At 45.1% G+C, this 20,624-nt stretch carries 19 protein-coding genes; 14 read left to right on the plus strand and 5 right to left on the minus strand.

From position 1 onward, the window contains the following. Positions 1-338: 338 nt before the first annotated feature. The 5 genes from NTW12_01215 to NTW12_01235 all read left to right on the plus strand — a co-directional run bounded on the left by NTW12_01215 (position 339) and on the right by NTW12_01235 (position 4,944). The gene (locus NTW12_01215; GenBank protein MCX5844969.1) at positions 339-545 is read left to right on the plus strand and encodes a hypothetical protein; all 207 of its coding nucleotides are present in this window, start codon (positions 339-341) and stop codon (positions 543-545) included. An 84-nt stretch (positions 546-629) separates the two neighbouring features. Continuing rightward, positions 630-881: a hypothetical protein gene (locus tag NTW12_01220; protein MCX5844970.1), complete on the plus strand. Its 252-nt coding sequence runs from the start codon at positions 630-632 to the stop codon at positions 879-881. 1 nt (position 882) lies between these two features. After that, entirely contained in the window at positions 883-1,065 is a 183-nt protein-coding gene (locus NTW12_01225) for a hypothetical protein (GenBank protein ID MCX5844971.1), read from the plus strand. Further along, positions 1,062-2,699 (plus strand): glycogen/starch synthase, encoded by a 1,638-nt coding sequence (locus NTW12_01230; GenBank protein MCX5844972.1) that lies wholly within the window; start codon positions 1,062-1,064, stop codon positions 2,697-2,699. Before NTW12_01225 ends, NTW12_01230 begins: the two co-directional genes overlap by 4 nt. A 187-nt stretch (positions 2,700-2,886) precedes the next feature. After that, on the plus strand, positions 2,887-4,944 hold the full coding sequence (locus NTW12_01235; protein ID MCX5844973.1) for a PAS domain S-box protein: 2,058 nt from the start codon (positions 2,887-2,889) through the stop codon (positions 4,942-4,944). 276 nt (positions 4,945-5,220) lie between these two features. Here NTW12_01235 and NTW12_01240 read toward each other — a convergent pair whose 3' ends face one another. The 4 genes from NTW12_01240 to NTW12_01255 all read right to left on the minus strand — a co-directional run bounded on the left by NTW12_01240 (position 5,221) and on the right by NTW12_01255 (position 9,389). Next, positions 5,221-6,468, minus strand: coding sequence for a dicarboxylate/amino acid:cation symporter (locus NTW12_01240; protein ID MCX5844974.1), 1,248 nt, complete (start codon positions 6,466-6,468; stop codon positions 5,221-5,223). A gap of 103 nt (positions 6,469-6,571) precedes the next feature. After that, positions 6,572-7,345 (minus strand): M15 family metallopeptidase, encoded by a 774-nt coding sequence (locus NTW12_01245; protein MCX5844975.1) that lies wholly within the window; start codon positions 7,343-7,345, stop codon positions 6,572-6,574. Positions 7,346-7,348: 3 nt separating this feature from the next. Next, positions 7,349-8,107: a L,D-transpeptidase family protein gene (locus NTW12_01250; protein MCX5844976.1), complete on the minus strand. Its 759-nt coding sequence runs from the start codon at positions 8,105-8,107 to the stop codon at positions 7,349-7,351. 115 nt (positions 8,108-8,222) lie between these two features. After that, positions 8,223-9,389: a hypothetical protein gene (locus tag NTW12_01255; GenBank protein MCX5844977.1), complete on the minus strand. Its 1,167-nt coding sequence runs from the start codon at positions 9,387-9,389 to the stop codon at positions 8,223-8,225. A 397-nt stretch (positions 9,390-9,786) separates the two neighbouring features. Between NTW12_01255 and NTW12_01260 the strand changes: the two genes are divergently transcribed. Beyond that, positions 9,787-10,515, plus strand: a complete 729-nt coding sequence (locus NTW12_01260; GenBank protein MCX5844978.1) for a CBS domain-containing protein — start codon at positions 9,787-9,789, stop codon at positions 10,513-10,515. Positions 10,516-10,861: 346 nt separating this feature from the next. Here the strand turns inward: NTW12_01260 and NTW12_01265 are convergent, their stop codons facing one another. Next, positions 10,862-12,463 carry a SurA N-terminal domain-containing protein gene (locus NTW12_01265; protein ID MCX5844979.1) on the minus strand — a complete coding sequence of 534 codons (1,602 nt, stop codon included), beginning with the start codon at positions 12,461-12,463 and terminating at the stop codon, positions 10,862-10,864. Positions 12,464-12,667: 204 nt separating this feature from the next. Between NTW12_01265 and NTW12_01270 the strand changes: the two genes are divergently transcribed. From NTW12_01270 to NTW12_01305, 8 genes are all read left to right on the plus strand, one after another. Further along, on the plus strand, positions 12,668-13,690 hold the full coding sequence (locus NTW12_01270; GenBank protein MCX5844980.1) for a rod shape-determining protein: 1,023 nt from the start codon (positions 12,668-12,670) through the stop codon (positions 13,688-13,690). A gap of 342 nt (positions 13,691-14,032) precedes the next feature. Next, positions 14,033-14,860, plus strand: a complete 828-nt coding sequence (gene mreC / locus NTW12_01275) for a rod shape-determining protein MreC (protein MCX5844981.1) — start codon at positions 14,033-14,035, stop codon at positions 14,858-14,860. A 483-nt stretch (positions 14,861-15,343) separates the two neighbouring features. Continuing rightward, the gene (gene mrdA / locus NTW12_01280) at positions 15,344-17,236 is read left to right on the plus strand and encodes a penicillin-binding protein 2 (GenBank protein ID MCX5844982.1); all 1,893 of its coding nucleotides are present in this window, start codon (positions 15,344-15,346) and stop codon (positions 17,234-17,236) included. Continuing rightward, a complete protein-coding gene (rodA, locus tag NTW12_01285; protein MCX5844983.1) occupies positions 17,233-18,342 on the plus strand; it encodes a rod shape-determining protein RodA in 1,110 nt (369 codons plus the stop codon). The genes mrdA and rodA overlap by 4 nt, the downstream gene beginning before the upstream one ends. Positions 18,343-18,387: 45 nt before the next feature. Continuing rightward, positions 18,388-18,789, plus strand: a complete 402-nt coding sequence (locus NTW12_01290; protein ID MCX5844984.1) for a polymer-forming cytoskeletal protein — start codon at positions 18,388-18,390, stop codon at positions 18,787-18,789. Positions 18,790-19,044: 255 nt separating this feature from the next. Continuing rightward, on the plus strand, positions 19,045-19,473 hold the full coding sequence (locus NTW12_01295; GenBank protein ID MCX5844985.1) for an ATP synthase F0 subunit B: 429 nt from the start codon (positions 19,045-19,047) through the stop codon (positions 19,471-19,473). Beyond that, positions 19,470-20,081, plus strand: coding sequence for a F0F1 ATP synthase subunit B (atpF, locus tag NTW12_01300; GenBank protein ID MCX5844986.1), 612 nt, complete (start codon positions 19,470-19,472; stop codon positions 20,079-20,081). Before NTW12_01295 ends, atpF begins: the two co-directional genes overlap by 4 nt. Next, positions 20,078-20,623 carry a F0F1 ATP synthase subunit delta gene (locus NTW12_01305; GenBank protein ID MCX5844987.1) on the plus strand — a complete coding sequence of 182 codons (546 nt, stop codon included), beginning with the start codon at positions 20,078-20,080 and terminating at the stop codon, positions 20,621-20,623. The genes atpF and NTW12_01305 overlap by 4 nt, the downstream gene beginning before the upstream one ends. The last annotated feature ends 1 nt before the right edge of the window (position 20,624 follow it).

Genomic DNA, 20,624 nt, shown 5'->3' on the forward strand with positions numbered 1-20,624 from the left:
AATCATGGCATCAGCACCTATGTCTTTAATATTTAACATTATTCATACCATTTTCGGGAAACAGTGTCAAGAGAAATATGCACAAATGTTAAATTATTTTAACGCCTTACACTAATAATGACTTTTTACGATGTCGTCAAACTTAATCTTAAAAATAAAAAAACCAATCTGAGATCCTATCTTTTGACATTATCATAATGCAGGGTTTTCCCCTGGATATTCCCTACGATCTATTCCTATTGCACATCCCAATAAGATTCTCTATAAAGTAACAATCATTATACTCTGACACCAAATTATACAGTAAGATTTTCCATTATCAGAGAGGATTATTACACATGCGTATAAAAACCATTACAGCAGAGGATAATATGGACCAAACAGAACTGAGAAAAAAAGCAGAGGCGTTGGGGGTCTTAGAGACATCGATTCTTTCTGCTCATATGAAGTTTTTCAGGGTAAATTCAGAAACCCATTATCACTTGGATGGTGAGGAGTCTGTTCTCTATGATTCTGTCATCAAGTATTTTACGGGCAAATCTTGATAGTTAGAACATTTGTGAAATCCACTAATTACCACAATGACTTGCACGGCGATATATTTTTGAAGGTTTTTGAGGTTCACGGGAATGGCAGATAAAGGGATTACTAAACATCAAATAGTACAAGAACTCGCTGAATTGCGCTGGCGAATTAACAAATTGCAAGACTGGACGCGGCAAATGTTTGGCACTGAAGAGGAATTCCTTAATCAGAGTCAAACTTCTCAATTCTTTCTCGGTTTGGGATTATCTCAGGTGGTCAAAACCGAAGATGAGTCCACCATTGAAAAAAATATCCATAGAAGATGGGGCTATAAGCAAATTAAAGGAGGATTATGAAATGAAAATTCAGGAGATACGTGAGATCGCAAAGTCATGGGGTGTTGATACGAAGGTCAGCCGCTCCAAGCAGGATATCATTCGTGATATTCAGATAATTGAGGGAAATTCACCATGTTTTCGTACAATAGAAACATGCGGGAACAATTGTCTGTGGAAGAAGGACTGCACAAACGGAAAATGAAATTACGCGTAAGTTACAAGATTAATAAAGTGCCGGGAATTTATATAAAGGACCGGAACCGTCAACGTCACGTAAACCTTCCGTCGAAGGGGTCAAAGAATGTAAGAACATTTGAAATCCTGAAAAAGACGGAAAGGACGGCCGTATTGCTGGTATCTCCGGAGACGGGGAGATTGCCGGACGCGATGGGGGATCTTGCCAGGTATATTTCCGGGAAGGCGGGGGGCCTGGGCGAGGTGGTTTCCGCGTTATGCGAAGGGCTCCGGGCCAGGGGGATTGAATGCCATCTGGCGACGCTGAATCTGAAGAAGCGGTTCCAGAGAGAAAGCAACATGGATGAAAATATGTGGAGGGAAATCAGATATAAAGTCGATCCTGATAAAGTCCACCTGGTAAGTTCATCCATTTTTGCTAACCTTTCCTGCGCATATTCGGGGGACCCACTATTAAACGCCGCCGAGTTTCAGAAAGAAGTGGTAAACAACATCATTAAGACTGTCCGGGCCAAAAACGGAGGAAGGCTGATTCTCCACAGTCACGACTGGATGGCAGGAGGGGCGGTTACGGCCTACGCGAAAGCGCGAGACTGTCCGGTACTGCATACCGTTCACAACGTTCATACGGGCCATATCCCTATTGAGATGCTTTTCGGCGTTGATGTTGACAGCCTCTCGTGGAATATCTACTTTTCCGAAGAATATGGGAAGAAATGCATCGACAGTCAGGCAACAGCCATTAAGAGCGCCACTCTGGTCAATTTTGTCGGGGAAAAGTTTCTTAAAGAGGTCATAGGAGATTATTTCCTAGACAGATTTTTCATCCCGCCAAGTGTAAGACAGGAAGTCAAGGCAAAGTATAATCAAAGTGCGGCATTGAGCATCATGAATGCAACGTCCCCCAGGATGTATCCGGAACAATGTGAACACCTTGTAAAAAAATACGGTCCTGATGATGACGTTATGGCCACAAAAAGGGAAAACCTTTTGGAATTTCAGAAGAGAACCGGGCTTAATATTAATCCCGATGCGATCCTCCTTTACTGGCCATCACGATTGGACCCATCTCAAAAAGGCGTTGAACTTCTCAAAGATATCGCTCTTAAATTTGTTATAGAGCACGGCGACGTGCAGATAGCGATCGTGGGGAACGGTGTCGGGCGTGATCAGACCCATGAAGAAATCTTAGGAAGAATCGCTTGTTCCTCCGGGGGGAAGATCACGTATCAGCGTTTCAGTGAGAGGCTTTCCATGCTCGGTTATGCTGCTGCCAGTGACGTCTTCGGTGCTTCTCTCTATGAGCCGTGCGGCCAGATCGATCAGATCGGGAATCTCTTTGGAGCGACGGCGACGAACCGTGACACGGGCGGTTATCATGACAAGATAGAAGAGTTGCGGTTGAAGGTTGACGGCGCTTCCGAGGATGGGGGAAATGGATTTCTTTTTCAGAATTATGATCCCGGTGGTTTGTGGTACGGATTATCCAAGAGTGTGCAGTTTCACAGAAAACCCCTGGAAATAAGGGAAAAGCAACTCAAAAGGATCATGAGGGAGGCGAGAAAAAAGTATGATTTAGATACTATGATTGACGAATACGTAAAGGTATATGAAAGGCTCAATAGAGGACCTCTCTCGTGAGGATGTATTCTTCCTCATTATGAAGGTAGATTATATGCATAACTATACTTTTGATATCCTGAATTTTGCCACTCACTTCGGCCGTTGGGAGTGAGAAAAGACGAAGAATAGTTCTCCGGCGTTTGGGATTGATGCAGGATGAAAGAAGAAAATAGTTGAAGTGAAATATTACTTTATCAATTGATTCTTGCATGACGGGAAGGAGTTTATGAAAATGTACAGTGATGATACCTCTAAATTGGAAAATATCGCACACTTAAAACGTTCTCTTGAGGAAGCTGAGATAATTAAAAGCGGCATGAAGCTGGTTTTGATGAATCCATCTTTAGATTCTATGCGCAAAGGCGAGTACGAGAAAGCGTTTACGAAGCTAAACGATGAAATTCGAGACCTGAAAATGATGATGGGCTACGTACGAAAAAAACGCATTCCTTTGGGACTAATGAATATGGTGCTTAAAAAGTCTGACATGCTCCAATTATTTACACCGCCTTTTGTCTCGCAATTTTGTAGAATCACTTCTAAGAATATACATTCTGCGCAATTAATTTGGCTGGAAAGATTAAACACAGGGGGCAACCCGATGAAAGATCAATCCAAGACAAAGCAGGCATTGATTCAGGAACTGGATTCTCTAAGACGGAGGATCGCAGAGCTGGAGCAATCGCAATCAGAGCGCAAGCCGGTGGACGATTCGCTACGTCTTCAGAGCGAGATTTTGGCGAACATGAAGGAAGGTGTACATCTGACTCGCGTTGACGATGGCGTGATTGTTTATGCAAATCGATGCCTTGAGGGAATGCTTGGTTACGATCCGGACGAACTTATCGGCAAACACGTGAGTATTCTCAATGCTCCGGGTGTCAAAAGCCCCGAGGCCGTTGCAAACGAGATTATCAGAAGTCTTGAACAACCGGGAGTATGGAATGGTGAAGTACACAATATCAGAAAGGATGGGACCTCATTCTGGTGTTATGCCAATGTTTCAAAATTTAAACATCAACAATATGGCGAAGTGTGGATATCGGTGCATCAAGACATCACCGACCGTAAGCGGGCTGAAGAGGAAAAGGCAAAACTCGAACATCAAAACCGGCAACTCCAGAAGGCCGAAAGCCTGGGCCGCATGGCCGGGGCCATTGCCCACCACTTCAACAATCAGCTTCAAGCAGTGATCGGGAACCTGGAGATGGCCATTGACGACCTACCACAAGGTGCGGGACCCGTCAATAGCCTGACCGCAGCCCTGCAGGCGGCAGGAAAAGCGGCGGAGGTAAGCGGCCTGATGCTGACCTACCTCGGACAAACGCCCGGCAAACGTGAGCCGCTTGATCTTTCCGAAACCTGCCGCCGGAGTCTGCCCATGCTCCATGCCGTCATGCCGAAGAACGTGTGCATGGAGACTGATTTACCCACCTCCGGGCCGGCAGTCAGCGCAAACGCAAACCAGATGCAACAGGTCCTGACCAATCTGGTCACCAATGCCTGGGAGGTCGTCGGTGAAGGCCGGGGTGTCATTCGACTGTCCGTCAAAACTGTTTCCCCGGCGGATATCCCCGCATCGCACCGATTCCCCATAGACTGGCAGCCGCAGGACAATGCCTATGCCTGCCTGGAAGTGGCGGACGCGGGCAGCGGGATAGCGGACGATGATATCGAGCATATCTTCGACCCGTTTTTCTCCAGCAAGTTCACCGGCCGGGGCTTGGGCCTGCCCGTGGTCCTGGGGATTGTACGGGCGCACGGCGGGGCCGTCACGGTGGAGAGCGAACTGGGCCGGGGGAGCGCCTTCCGGGTCTTTTTCCCGGTGTCTGTGGAAGAAGTCCCCCGGCAGCCGGACAAAGAAGCCCAAGCTCCGGAAATGGAAGGGGGCGGCACGATACTGCTGGTCGAAGACGAGGAGATGGTGCACGACATGGCTGCTGCCATGCTCAAAAGTCTTGGTTTTACAGTGCTCGCAGCAAAGGACGGCGTCGAGGCTGTGGAGGTGTATCGACAGCACCAGGATGAAATCCGTTGCGTCCTTTGCGACATGACCATGCCGCGCATGAACGGCTGGGAGACATTGGCGGCCCTGCGCAAACTCGCGCCCGACATCCCGGTGATCTTGGCCAGCGGTTACAACAAGGTCCAGGTCATGGCAGGCGACCATCCCGAATGGCCTCAGGCATTCTTAGGCAAACCTTATCGGATCAAGGAACTTAGCGACGCGGTCAGCCAAGCCCTTATCAACAAGAAGAAATGAATCATTTAAATGAATCATTTAGTGGAGAAGATGCTTCACGGGTAAAGGTAATTGATCATTTGAACTGGCAATCATCACTCCAATTCCAAATCGAAAACCCTTGACAAGGTATTGCAAATAACCAGGTGGGACTTCATTTGACAACATAAGTAATGTCGTCTTATATGGATTTCCCTTCCAACAGCCTCCTCTTCGCCCTCAGTTGAACACTCGCATACCTCTTGACGCTCTCCCTTCGAACATGATCCGTCAGCAGGTGTAAGCGTTGTAACGGCTTCATTCGTGGATCGATTGACTTTCCCGCATCCAGTTTCTCCCCCCCAGTATCCTGGCGACCACCATGCCGGCGACATTATCGCCGATGGCATTCACCATGGTTGCCGGAGGGTCAACGAGGGTTCCGATCATCGTAATGATCGGGAAGACCTCCGGAGGGAATCCGTATAGTGAAATGATCAGCAGCTCTCCAATTGTGCCGCCTCCGGGAATACCGCTCACCACCGTGCCGCACAGAATGGCGATGCCGATCGCCGTCAGGAGGGTCTGAGTCCCTGAGAAATCCATGTGGAATAACCCGAATAAAAAGGCGATTTTCAGAATAGCGGCGAGGCAGGAACCTTCCATGTGAATGGTTGCTCCAATAGGAATAACGACTTCGCTGATGTCCCTGGGGATGCCCGTGTTGTTCGCCGCCTCAAGATTTAACGGGATGGTCGCCACACTGCTCCCCGTGGCCAGGGCCGTAAGAGATGGCGGGATGATGTTTTTCCAGAACGTTCGCACACCGGTACCCCCCGCGGCAAGGTATGCGTAAAGGGTAAAGGCAATGAAGAAATAGAGGATGGTGACGGGATAATAGAGCGTCACGGCACGGACGTAGGAACCCAGCAGTTCAGGACCGTATACCCCGATGAAATAGGCGAAATAGGCGCATAATCCGACCGGTGCATAGTACATGATATAATGAATGACCTTCATCATCACCTCGTTTGCGGAGGTGAGAAAGGTGGAGAAGACCTTCCCCTTTTCCCCGATGGAAGAGGTGGCGAGCCCGATGAGGATGGAGAAGATGATCAGGGCGAGCATGTTCTTCTTCGACAGGATATCCAGGAAATCGGGCGCTGCAAAGGCCTTGACGATCTGTTCTGAGGTTTTGAACTGCTCCGGGCTGGCAGGGAAAGTTAAATCCAGCGTGATTCCTGCGGCCGGCGGATAAAACTGAACGGCAATGGCCATAATCGTCGAGGCGGCAATTCCCGTCAGGATGAACACAAACAGCATGGACGAGAGAATCTTACCCAGGCGCCGAACATTGGACATGCCGGCAACGGCCGAGGCGATGGAAAAAAACACAAGGGGGACAATCGCGGTAAAGAGGAGGTTCAGAAAAAGATCCCCGAAGGGTTTTAATACAACAGCCTCCTTTTTCAGGACGATTCCCAATAGAGAGCCGATGCCGATGGAGACGATCAGCAGAATCGAAAACCCGTAGGACCTGAAAAATGTGGATGACTTTCTATTCATGAGGCTCCGATCGGCATTTCCCTTTCGCCCCGTAACATACCCTCTCCTAAGGAACTTCCCCTCCCCTGATGGGAGGGTATTGAGGGGAGGGGGTTCAGGGCCATCATTCGATGACAAAATCGAAATAGGTCTTCGGAAAGGGTTCGCCACGCAGGGTAAAGTGCCACCATTCTTTCTCGTAGTTCTTGAAGCAGTGTTTTTCCATGATCGCTTTGAGCAACAAACGGTGGATTCTCTGTTTTTCGCCGATCTTTTTGTTCGCCGTATGGGATAGTTCGTGAAAACAGTCAAAACCCGTTCCCATGTCGATGCTGTTATCTTTGAATCGCTTCTCTGCGGGGAGATGACATGCGTTCATTTTCTCTCCCTCCTGATACGAAGCTTGCTCACGAACGGGGAGGGAAACAATGGTAACGTCAACGGTACTGCCCCTGGAGTGGCCTGATTTGGTGTCGATGTAGACCTGCTTAAAAAGGTCTCTCTTTTTCTTCGTGGGATAGAATTCCCTTTTGCTCCTTGTGTCACTGCCATCCCTTGCCCACCGGACAAAGTGATCGACCGACCGCTGCGGCCGGTAGCAGTCATAGACCTTGAGCGATAAGGAGAACGCCTCAAGTTCTCTCTGTACCTTTGCGAGGGCTGTTGCCGCCTCCCTCGTGAGGAGGCATTTGGGGGCGTTATAGCCGTCGATCCGCTCCCCGACGAAATTGCGAGGACCGTAGTACCGGATATCGAGAAGGATGGAAGGGATCACCTCTTTTACATCCACAAAACGGTCGGGCATTGTGCTTTCACCGTGGCAATCATCCGCAAGCAGCGACTGGCCGAGGAATATCAGCAGGAAAAAGGGCAGTGCAAACAGGAATATTCGTTTCACTTTTCAATACCCTCTGATCGTTCCGCTCGTCCCCATGACAACCAGGGGTCTTGACGCCGGATTAAGCCACCGGAGAATTGTAACAAGATCCTCTTCCGATAGGGCAACACAGCCTTCCGTGGGTTTTTCGTTTCCTCGCCAGAGGTGAAAAAAGATGGCGCTCCCATGACCTTTAATGACGGGATTCATGTTATATTCCACAACGATCCCGTACTTGTACAGGTTGTCGTCCCGTTTCATTCTTTCAAACGAAGATGCTTTGGTTGCTCCCCTCTTGACCCATCGGTTGTAGTCATCGGCGTGGACGTCATCGACCCAGAGGTCGTCATCGGTGGCCTGCCGGTAAGGCATCCTTGTCGGGAAGGAAGGATCATAGCCGAAGACCATCCCAAGGGGGAATATCCCCGAAGGAGTCCTGCCGTCTCCTTCCCTCTTCTCCCCCGGCGGTGCAAAGCCCTTCCTTCCGATTACACCGTCCATGGGAGGAAAAGGACTCTGCCAGCGGCCATTTCTCTTTTCCAGGGCAATAACGTGAACGTCAATCGAGACAGGATTCATATTTCGGATGAGGAGAATCTGGGAGGATTCGCCGATCAGTTTTTCGGGGGGAGCAGACAGAGATTTCCCTCTCACCGGCTGAACTTCCCGAAGGGGGGATGTGTCGGGAATCTGGGCGCATGCCAGGGGAAGAAAGAGCGATGCGAGAATCATCAGAGAAACCGATATGGAAACGCTTATTATCATGGAGGCACTGAGGGACAATCGCGATGAAAGCTCCTTTTTGATGGGCGCAGTATAGGACAAGGAGGTTTGTCTGTCAAACAGAAAGAGGGAGAGAGAACGATAACAGCGTCCCCTGAAAAACCTGGACGCCGACCTACACGCCGTCCCGCGGATGAAACCCATCCTCGCAAATGCCTTCGATGCAATACTGGGGATCAATGAGGAAATTTTTGAAGATAGTCACAAACGCAAGAGCAGCCTGTATCATCAATGGTTTGTCTTTATACAGCTGATCCAGTTTTTGTTTGTGTTCCTCGGCGCTGCTGTATTCAAAGTAATTCATAAACAAGCCATCGAGCCTGGAGCGGTCACCGGACCTCGTTACCTCAAGCGTACCCCCTGCCTTGCAATAATTCATTGTATCTAAAATAAGTTTTCGCTGCTGTTCTACGTCTCTCATATGATAATTAAAAATATGAATGATGATTCGCTGCGCTTCCTCCATGCCGGCCCTGACGAGCTGTTCGAACAAGGGCTGCGCCGCCGGATCGTACGTCATGGATCGCTTCTGGCGGACAAGCGACAATAAGACGGCGTTCTTAAAAAGCTGATAGAGCCGGTAGGCGCCGTACAGGGGATGCCGGACCGGGTGTTGCACTTCAGGTTCGGGGGGCTGGTAGTTCTTAATGTAGAGGATGTTAAACAGGGCGCCGAAAAAATCGACATGTTCGATGGGATCATAAAATTCAGAATGCAAATCCAGAGTATTGTCGAGACGATCGGCAAGCTTCACGCGCACGAGCTCAGGCGTTTGTTGAGCCCGGTTCATGAGCCTTCCTATATAGGTGAAATATGATTCTTCTCCATGACGGGACAATAAGTCGAGCCGCTCCATGAGATACCAGTTGTCATTGGGATCGTTTTTATACAGGAATTGTTTGAATTCATTTTCCAATTGTTGATAATAATTATTCCCGTATTTATCTTCAGTGTAATTGGAGGGTTGAATATCCTCATGCTTATCGTGAAGCAGCACGGTGAGCAAATCAAGCATATCGGCTTTTTCGACGGTCCGGGAAAGAATGGCAGTGGCGCGCAGGGGATGAATCACGGACATTGGTCCCAAGCGGCGGTGCTGATCTTTATAGGCATGGTTGAGATAGGAGAGTGCATCAAGCAGGATGTTATGCTGTTCCCGACTTAGTTTCATATCGCCGATGATGATTCTCAAAATATTCCAGCCGAAATCGCCTGAAACGGACAACTGATAATTGAGGGCCGCTGATAATTTAAAGAACTCAGTTAGATTATAACGAATCATATACTCATCTCCTGAGAGCACAGGCATTTTATTTGCATTACTTTTCTTTCTTCAAGGAGACCGGTATCCCCCGATACTAAACCTTCAGGTTGGTTTTGGATGACGGCCCACTGTCTTTTTGATAAGCATTCCATTGTGCATGGGTGAAGAACAGGTTCGTTTTTTTAACAATAATTCCCGTCCGGCTGTTGTTAGAGTATAGGAGAAAGGGTGTGGCGTGTCAAGAGCGGGTTCCTGTCAAAGCGACACATAGGTTACGGAAGCTTCCCCGTTCCCTCAAACGTGACAGGGCAAAAGGGAGCGCAACACAGCCTATTGACTTTTTACAAAGTCGTTAGTAGTGTTTATCCTTGAAGAAGCACAATACAATACAATATAAAGAAAAGAGGTAACTTTCATGATCGTGAGATATTGGATGACGGAAATGCCTATCGTAGCCGTAGACGAAATGAATCTTCTCGAGGTGATAGGACTGATTCGAAAGCATGGGATACGACGCCTTCCCGTAGTTCGTAATCAAGAACTCGTCGGTATCATTACTCTTTCTGATATTTACCAGTTTGGGCCGCCAAGTCTCTTGTTAAAAGAGGATCTGCCGGATGACCTTGCGGAAGAACTCCGGCGCCGGCGTGTTGGTGATGTCATGACAGAATCCCCTATAACATGCGAACCAAACATGCCCCTTGAAGAAGCGGGGCTGCTCATGCGCGAGAAAAAGGTGGGCTCTCTTCCTGTGATGGACAAAGGCAAACTGGTCGGTATTATAACAGGCTCCGATGTCCTGGATGCTTTGGCGAGCATTACCAGAGCGGGGGACGACAGCATAAGAATCTGCCTTTCTATCCCCGCCGCAGACAAACTGGATTTCTTCTACGACATTGTGGAGTTCTGCAGGCGTTACTGGATAGACCTTCTCACCATTCTCACCCATCCCCTTAAGGGAGACAAAAGGCATCTTGTTATGATCAGAGTCAGGGGATTCAGGTCAAATGACTTCGTTCAAGCCCTCTGGGATAACAACTACCAGATATTGACCATGGACGACAAGACCCCCCTTTCAAAAAGAAGCATGAAGACGTGCGAGTCTTTTGACGTGGGAGATGCGGAAAAAGAAGAAAAAACATAAGCATAAAGAAGAGTAACGGATTAGTAACTGACCCTCAGGCATCGGTAGAGGCGACCCAGCCTACTTTTTCTTAGACTTCCCAAACAGAAAAGAGCGTTCCTGTCAAATCCAATAATAAAACCCTACACGGTGATTCGATAGAAATTCATATCAATTGGAGGCAATTCAAGCGTTATTGAAATGAGAGAGCACAATAAAATAAATAAGCAATTGACGGATGAATTGGCGATCATGCGCCGGCGAGTTGCATTGTACAACATGCTCCAGCGGTAATCTACGAAGTGGATTTAATATCGGGACTGATGATCTCGTAAAAAGTGAAAACAGCATTAATATGAGGAAAGGATCAGATATCTTTAAGATCTTTCGTAAATTTCAATCTCCCATCTTTGATCATAGCTTCTTTATTCTTTTCTATCCACGAAAGCATGTGTTCGTTTTTCTTCATCCTCAGAAGCAAATTTTTCAAGGCTGACTTTTTTGCTTCGAAGTCATCGGTATTCAGTTTCCCTCTTTCCTTAAACTTCACTATTACAAAACTCCCGTTGATATAATAGACATTGTCCGGATAAGGGTTCCCTTCAGAGATCTGAATGAGGGCGCCACTCAACTCCTTGGAAAATCCGAATTTCGGTATGGTGGATCCAGGGAGAAATAGCCCTGTTTCTTCTATATTCAAGCCTTTTTCCTGGGATATTTTTTGCATTGCTTCCCCCTTCTTAAGACTCTCAAGGATGACTTCAGCATCCTTTTTGCACAGACGCACAGACTCTCCTTCCACAAATTGTCTTGCAACCTCCCTTTCTATTTCATTCAACCCCGGAATGTGAGAGGGGTTCTTGGCAGTGAGCTTCAAAACATAATACGATTTGTCATCGGAAAAGACAGAGCCGATCTCATCCGTTTGAAGGCTGAAGGCAATTTTGTTAAAATCTTTGATCTGCCTGAAGTCCTGAGGGGTATTTTTTGAACTGAAAAAGCTTGTACTGATGACTTTAAGTCCGTTCTGTCCGGCGTAATCGTCGAAATTTTCTTTCTGATAAATCATATCGTGTGCTTTTTTGGCTTCCTCGGCGGCGATATACATGCCTTGGGCCTGCTTTAATTCGGCAATGATTTTATCTTTCACCTCTGATAAAGGGGATTCTTTACCTGCTTTTTTCATGAAGTTATCTTTGTGACGGTTATAGTATTCGGCCACATCTGTATCAGAAACCTTCACCGATGACGCATAATTCTGGCCTGGAAATGATATATATTTTATCTGAATCTGTTCCGGAACGCGGAAATCATTTTCATGTTCTTTCAGGAATGTCTCCAGATCCTCCCGGCGAGGAATGATCTTTTCCTTGTAATTCTTCGTTGAAAGGCTAAGATAGTTCACGTTTATTTTTTCATTTTGAAATCGGAACAGATCGAACACTTCTTTATCTGAAACCTTAACGGCGCTCTGGATGATATCTTCCAGCTTTATCATGGTTAATAATTTTCTTTGCGCATCTTCAAAATCAGTAGACGTCATCTTCCTGTAGCGCAACATCTGATTGTAAATCTTTTCATCAAAAACACCTGCTCTTTGGAAAGCAGGATTAGAAAGGATAAGTTCCTTCACTTCTTCCTCGGTAACCTGTAGATTAAGTTCCGCTGCCTTTTGAAAAATAACAGCCTGATTGATAATACTGTCATACGCCTGCTGCTTCAGATTCAGACCTTTCAGAATATCATCCGTGAGGGCGCCACCGTAACGTTGCCGATAGGAGTCAATAAGGTTCTGATATTCCCTTTGAAAATCCACATACGGAATGGCCTTGCCATCAATAATGGCAATGGCTTCAGCCCTATGTCTCCAGCTCGTAGAACCAAAATAAAGAACAAAAACAACAATGATTATTCCAAGCATAATTTTCACGAGCCAGCTTCTGGCGTGTTTTCGCATTATTTCAAGCATGATACATTTCCTTATCACAATGATTTAAGACGGCAATTAGTAGTACAGTCATCTTAAAAATGCAATACCTTTTTAAAAATTCAAAAATTCATTGATCAGGGGGATGAAATGCTGTATAGAAATTCACTTGATTATAAAATTACAAATGTATTCACCCAAACGATATAATAAAACAAAGGAGGAAAAGCATTGCTTTTTGATTATATTTTAGGAAAATTTTCCAATGATCTTGCCATAGATTTAGGAACGGCAAATACGCTGGTTTATATGAAGGGTAAGGGAATTGTATTGAATGAACCTTCGGTGGTTGCCGTTCACAGAGATTTACGGGGTGCAAAAAAAGTCCTGGCTGTCGGTCTCGAAGCAAAAAAGATGCTCGGACGAACCCCAGGCAATATAGTAGCTATCAGACCCTTAAGGGAAGGCGTGATTGCTGATTTCGATATTACTGAAGCCATGCTGAAGCACTTCATCCGCCGCGTCCACAATCGCAGGGCTCTGGTTCGCCCGAGAATTATTGTATCAATACCCTCCGGTATCACCCAGGTAGAAAAGAGAGCAGTCAGGGAAACCGTAGAATCAGCAGGTGCCAGAGAAATGTTCTTCATCGAAGAGCCAATGGCAGCGGCCATTGGAGCGGGATTACCCGTAATGGAACCAATAAGCTCCATGGTTGTGGATATTGGTGGTGGAACCACTGAGGTCGCCGTAATATCACTGGGGGGCATCGTCTATGCAAAGTCTGTCAGAGTCGCTGGTGACAGAATGGACGAGGAAATCGTCCAGTATATGAAGAGAAAATTCAACCTCCTCATAGGGGAGCGTTCGGCAGAAATCATAAAAATGACCATCGGGTGCGCTTATCCGGATGGGGAGTTGCGGAAAATCGACGTCAAAGGAAGGAACCTCATATCAGGTATTCCGAAGATCGTTGAGATTAATTCTGAAGAGGTACGGGAAGCCATTATGGAACCGGTAAGTATTATCATAGACGCGATAAAAGATGCCCTGGACAATGCCCCCCCCGAATTAGCCGGAGATATTGTTGACAGAGGTATTGTCTTGACCGGTGGTGGAGCTCTTTTGACAAATCTCGATCTTCTGATAAGGGAAGAAACGGGACTTCCCATTACCATTGCAGACGATCCCCTCTCGGTAGTAGCCAGAGGCGCCGGTATGGCCCTTGATCATTTAGATGTGTTAAAAGAGGTTACATTTCAGGTATAGTTTTACCCCTTTCAGAATATCTTATTGATGCTCTTGTAAAAAGTCATAAACTAGGTTGAAGATGGGCGGCTTCGTATAAAGTTCCAGAGGCATGGCACGCAAATATTGAGAACGATGGCATCCTTTGACGTACATCGCAGCAATGAGGGATGCAATCCAACTTAAGCTTTTTGACTTTTTACGAAGATGCAATCACGCTTACAAAGACGATGGAAGATTATCATTTATGTCTGAAAGTAAAATATCGCAAATATTCCGAAGAGTTAAGTATGATACTTACAGGGTGGGATCGCGGGACATTCTCCCGGTCAACGTTTTCATCACTATCCTTGCAGGAGAGAAATGTTATTTCCTAAAAAACATCAATCAATTATAATAGCATGTCTCTTGGTCATCATCTCTCTCATCATATTATCCTATAGTGTGAAACAACCAAACAAAGACGGCTTTTTCAGAAGGCTTGTACTGGAAGCCACAGCTCCGTTAGCAGATATGATAACCGTTTCTTTCAAAGGGCTTAACGAGGTATGGAAGCGGTATATAATTCTTGTGGGAATGGAAGAGGAAAACAGACGTCTGAAAAAGGAAAATGCATTGTTGACACAAGAAATAATTCAATACCGTGAAGGGTATCTCGAAGGGATACGTTTACAAAAACACCTCGCACTTGAGGAAAAAGTCAAATATCCTACAGTTACTGCCAGGGTTATTGACAGAGATCAAACATCGATAATCAAGACGATATTAATAAACAAGGGAACCTCCCATGGTTTGAGGGTCGATTTGCCGGTTGTAGCTGACCAGGGGGTTGTAGGAAGGATCATTGAAGCATCCTGGCACGCATCGAAAATTTTGCTTCTCATAGATGAAAATAGTAATATTGATGCATTGGTAGAGGAGACCAGAATCCAGGGGATTCTTCAAGGCGCCGGTTCATCGGGATGTTCTCTGAAATATATTCCAAAAACAGAAACGGTCGCTCTTGGAAATATCGTCATTTCTTCGGGCCTTTCCGGCCTCTTCCCTAAGGGCTTACTACTTGGCGTCGTGAAAAATGCGGACAAAACCAATAGCGGATTATTTCAGAAAATTGATATTGCGCCATTCGTTGATTTTGCGAGACTTGAAGAAGTAACGGTGATTGTATTGGATAACGGTGATAAAAAGTGATCTATTATATTTTATTGCCTTTTCTTTCATTGTTACTGATAGTTATCCAGACGATGATTGCGGATATTTTTTTCTTCGGTAAAATTGGTGTGGAACTATCCCTAATATTAGTAATTTATGCAGGATTTCGACTCGATATAATGAAAGGAGGAATCCTCAGCTTTATTCTTGGCTTTTTTCGTGACTGTATAAATTGTTCAATTTCTGGACCTTATACTTTCCTTTATGTACTCGTATTTTTAATTTCCATGCTCGCTTCTTTCAGGATTTCTCCGGGTAAGTCGTCTTTCATCATGATTTTTACCTTGCTGTGCGCATCATTTGAGATCATAGTGCTTCTCTTGTTTCACCTACTATTATATGGGGGATATATATCAACCCTTGCGTTAAAGGCTTATATACCCCAGACATTGATTCTCAGTGGCCTTAGCCCGATATTATTTAGTACTATAAGTCGGATCGACGTACTATTGAGTGGTAAAGATGCACGGACAGTTAAACGGGCATGAACCCGGCAATTTCAGAAAGAAGTTCAAGATAGCATTTGCTATCGTTTCTATTATGCTGTCTCTTCTGATTATAAGGATGTGGCATCTTCAGGTTATTCGTGGAGATGAATTAACACAGAGATCAGAAAATAACAGCGTACGCCTCAGAAAAATAAAACCACTGAGGGGATTGATCATGGACACCAACGGGTATGTCATGGTGGATAACCAGCCCTCCTTTGATATTGTATTCGTTCCAAACCATGCCAGAAATATCCATGATGTGGCGTCCAAATTAAAAAATTTATTAGCGGCAAGAGACATGGCGCTATCGATGGACATACCTTCTATAGGAAAGAAAAGGTGGTTCCCGTCGGTGAAACTTGAAAAAAACATAAGTATGGAAAAACTGGCTATCGTCGAAATCCATGCTGCTGATCTGCCTGGTGTAACCGTTGAGGTCGTCCCTATCAGAAAATACCTTGGTGGAGAAATGATGGCCCACATTATCGGCTACACTGGCGAAATCAGTCAAGAGGAATTAGAAAAAGATACATCCGGTGATTTCAGTGTTGGTGATATTGTAGGCAAAGACGGCTTAGAGAAATATTTAGATCAATACCTCAAAGGTAAAAGTGGAGCGGAACAGGTCGAAGTCAACGTGTTCGGTAAAGAAATTAAAGTCATCGGTAAAATCGAGCCGGTTTCCGGATATAATGTGGTTCTCACCATCGATTCATTTCTCCAGAAGATCGCTTGGGATGCCCTTAAAGACAAAGCTGGTTCAGTCGTTGTCATGGATCCCCGTGACGGTTCTGTCCTTGCACTCGTCAGTTCGCCGTCTTTTGATCCAAACCTCTTCAACGGAGGGATTTCTTTCGATGATTGGGAAGATTTGGCAAATGATCCGTCACATCCCATGGGAAACAGGGCTATCTCCGGTCAATACCCTCCCGGTTCGACATATAAGCTCTTTGTGGCAGCGGCAGCACTTGAAGAAGGATTAATCACCCCTGATACGTCTTTTACTTGCAACGGGTCTTTCGAACTTGGCAACAGAACGTATAGGTGCTGGCAAAAACATGGTCATGGCCGGGTCAATCTTCACCGCGCCATTGTCGAATCCTGTGACGTATATTTCTACAATCTGGGAAAATTGATCGGTGTTGACAAGTTAGCCGAGTATGCCCGCGGATTTGGTTTAGGCCAATTTACAGGAATTGATCTACCCCGGGAAAAAAGCGGCCTTATCCCGACCAAACAGTGGAAGTTATCCAGATTCAAAGAAGCATGGCAAATGGGTGAAACGATTTCGATTGCCATTGGCCAGGGCTTCGATCTTGTTACTCCAATTCAACTGGTGAACGCTTACTCTGCCTTAGCAAATGGGGGAACCGTCTACCGGCCCAGGATTGTCAGACGGATCGAAATGGCAGATGGCCGTGTTTTAAAGACATTCGAACCTGAGCAAAAAGCCAGACTCCCTTTGAGTCAGAAGAACATCGAGATTTTACAGTATGCGCTATGGGGTGTGGTGAATGAAAATGGGGGAACAGGCCACGCATTAATGAGAAAAGAAGCAGATGTGTGCGGAAAAACAGGCACTTCCCAGGTTGTAGGTCTGCCGGATAATGAGAAAGCCCGCAAGAGGAAAATAATCTCCGCTAAATTCAGAGATCACGCTTTATTTGTTTGCTTTGCGCCATACAAAAACCCGGAAATAGCTATCGCAGTAATAGCCGAAAATGCAGGTCATGGGGGATCTGCAGCTGCCCCAATAGCAAGAAAAATCATAGACGCCTACTTCGAACATAAAAATTCAATACATAAAAAAAGTCAGCCGCTTGTGGCAGTCAACCAAAGGTCGCAAGCAGGTGTTTATCGATGAAATTTGACCGCCGATTATTTTTCAATTTTGATTGGACCCTGTTCTTTCTTATACTGATCATAAGTTGTATCGGTCTTTTAAACATTTACAGTGCAGGTTACAGCCTGGATAATTTCAGGCAGGAGACCCTTTATATCAAACAGGCTCAATGGATAATTATCAGCCTTCTATTAATAGGGATTATCATTTGTATTGATTATCGATTCATCTGTCGATTCGCCTATGTAATCTATGCGGTCTCTATCCTTCTTCTGATAGTGGTTGCACTATACGGGTATGCCACCCACGGATCCCAACGCTGGATTGCCATAGGAGGATTTTTTTTCCAGCCTTCAGAGTTAGTAAAATTGACAATCATAATCGCACTGGCAAAATATTTTGATGACCACATGATAGAGAGAAGCTACAGACTAAGAGAACTGCTTATACCTTTTTGTATCGTATTGATCCCTTTTCTGTTTATTCTGAAGCAACCTGATCTCGGCACGGCATTAATTCTTATCATTCTCTTTTTATCCATGGCCTTTTTCATAGGTATAGAATGGAAATCACTTATGTTGGCTTTCGCCAGCGGTGTACTCCTGGTTCCCATTTCCTGGCTTCTTTTGAAAGATTATCAAAAAGAAAGGATCATGACCTTTTTCGATCCGGAGAATGATCCCCTTGGTTCGGGATATCATATTATTCAATCCATAATTGCCATAGGTTCAGGAGGCATCTTTGGTAAAGGGTATTTGAAGGGAACCCAGACACAATTGAAATTTCTGCCGGTACAGCAGACAGATTTTGTTTTTTCTGTTTTTGCAGAGGAGTGGGGTTTCCTTGGAGGATTAATCCTGATAATCATGTTTTCCGTATTGATATTGTGGTGTTTGAAAATTGCGTTACAGTCGAGGGATCTTTTAGGAATGTTGATATCTTTCGGCATTACGATGCTTATCTTCTGGGAGGTGTTTATCAATGTCGGGATGGTGTTGGGTATTCTTCCCGTCGTCGGCATCCCAATGCCATTTTTTAGTTACGGAGGTTCTTCAATGATTGTCCTGATGACAGCCATGGGATTTTTATTGAATATCAGCATGAGAAGGTTTATTCTCCATCCATAATCTTTATAAAGTCACATGAAGGTGCCAAAATCGAGGAGTTCGGTGATGCTAAGCAAGAAAAAAGATGAAGGATTCAAGGCATTTCTTGGAAAAGGAACAGAATTTACCGGGAAATTAATATTTAGCGGAGCTGTCTGCATTGAAGGTAACTTCAATGGCGAGATATTTGGTGGGGGAACCTTAACGGTAGGTGAAGGAGCACACGTTGAAGCTGACATAAACGTTGGAGGCATCTTGATTTACGGAGATGTCTTAGGACAGATTGAAGTTCAAGAAAGGATTGAAATTTATCCCCCGGGAAGGGTCCTGGGAAATGTAAAAACACCGATTTTCATAATAAAAGAGGGTGCAGTGTTCGAAGGGACTTCCAGAATGGACAACAGCAAGTTAAACAAATATAAAGGTGATAGTAAATCCATAGCCTTAGAAGAAGAGAACAAAGAATAAATACAGCAAAACCAACTTCCGCCAAAAAATACTTGACATTAGCGGTAAGTTGTGATTAGAAGACCGCGTTTTTTGCACTCATCTTTTGGGTTTTTTAGGTTGCTCGTGTCCATAGTTTATGTCACAACTTGTCCAGAGCCATTTCTCAAAATGAGATCAAAAAAACGCTAATTAGGGAGGAGTCGGGTGGGTGGGTTCTGTTCATTCACTCGGTTTTTTTTGAATTTCACGATATTTTTGGTGTGAGGTAAGATAGTGATCAGCATTGATTATACACTTTGGATTCAGATGGGCAATTTCATTCTCTTGATGCTCATTTTAAATTTACTCCTCTACAAGCCGATACTCGGCATCATTGATAAAAGAAAAAAGCAACTACAGGATACTGAAGAAGAAATCAAGCGCCTCAACCAATCGGTTGAAGAAAGAATGGCGGCCTATGAGGAAAAGCTTCGCCAGGCAAAGATGGACGCTGTAGAGAAAAAGCAAGAGATTATAAAAAAAGGGGCCGAACGGGCAAAAAGCATCATTGATGCCGCGAAAGGCGAGATTCCCGGTATGATGGAAAAGTTTCACGGGGAGATGAACAGGGAAGTTGATGAGGCCAGACGTACTCTGACCAATCAGTCCAAGAAAATATCTGTCGAGATTGCCGAGAAACTGTTGGGAAGGAGTCTCCAATGATAACAAGGTTTTCGAAAAAGCTGTTGAAGCGATCTTATTTACGTTTTTTTCTTTTATCAATCCTGCCGATTGTTCTCACCTCTGCAGTAGCTTATGCATCGGGAGGCGGAGGTGAAGAAGACACCACGGCTATGATGAAGGATTTCGGCTGGAGAGTACTTGCCTTTGTTATCCTGGTTGCATTCCTTTACTGGGCTACTGCAAAAAATATCAAAGAATTTTTCAGCGAAAGGCGTCAAAATATCAAGGCGACCATCGAAGAAAAAATAGCTGAAAAAGAAGAGACAGCAAAAAAATTCAGGGAATACTCTGCAAAGCTGGATAAAGCCACTGAGGAAATAAACAACATCATCGACATGATAAAAACGCAGGGAACGATAGAGAAGGAAAAGATCATCGAAGATGCAAAAAGGGCGGCCGAGAAGATGAAAGAAGATACTCAGGCGAGAATGGCACAGGAATTCAAGGCAGCTAGAAATCAACTCAGGGCAGAAGCCGCTCAGCTTTCCGTGGAGATGGCCGAAGAGCTTCTGAAGAAGAATATAAAGCCGGAACATCACGAATACATGGTGAAAGACTATTTAGATAAGGTGGTGAAAAAACATTGATAATCAGCAATATTGCGAAGCGCTATGCCCGGGCATTTTTTGGAATAGCCAGGGAAGATGGACTCTATGAAAAGTATTACCTTGAATTGACACTTTTTTCGTCCATCATTAAAGAAAGCAAAGATCTCAAGGAATTATTGTTAAACCCTGTTTTTGGTCAGGATGAAAAAAGAGCCGTTGTAGATTCGCTTCTGAAAAAGACTGATATATCGAATGTGACGGCAAACTTTTTAAGACTCCTGGTTGATAAGCGAAGAATCGGTATTCTTCCCGATATAGAAAGCTGTTACCGGAAATTTATGGATGATGCCCTGAAAAAAATAAGGGTTGATGTCAAAACAGCTTTCCCATTATCTGCTGAATTATCCGAAAAACTTCAGAAGCGTATGGAAGATTTAACCGGCAGAAAAGTTGAAATGGCGGTTTCAGAAGATGCCTCATTGTTGGGTGGCATTGTCGTAGGTGTAGGGGATACCCTCTACGATGGAAGTATAAAAACTCAACTGCATAATGTTAGGAATCTCTTAGGGGAGGAAATATAGA

Source organism: Deltaproteobacteria bacterium (genome assembly GCA_026388545.1).
Classification (GTDB): domain Bacteria; phylum Desulfobacterota; class Syntrophia; order Syntrophales; family UBA2185; genus JAPLJS01.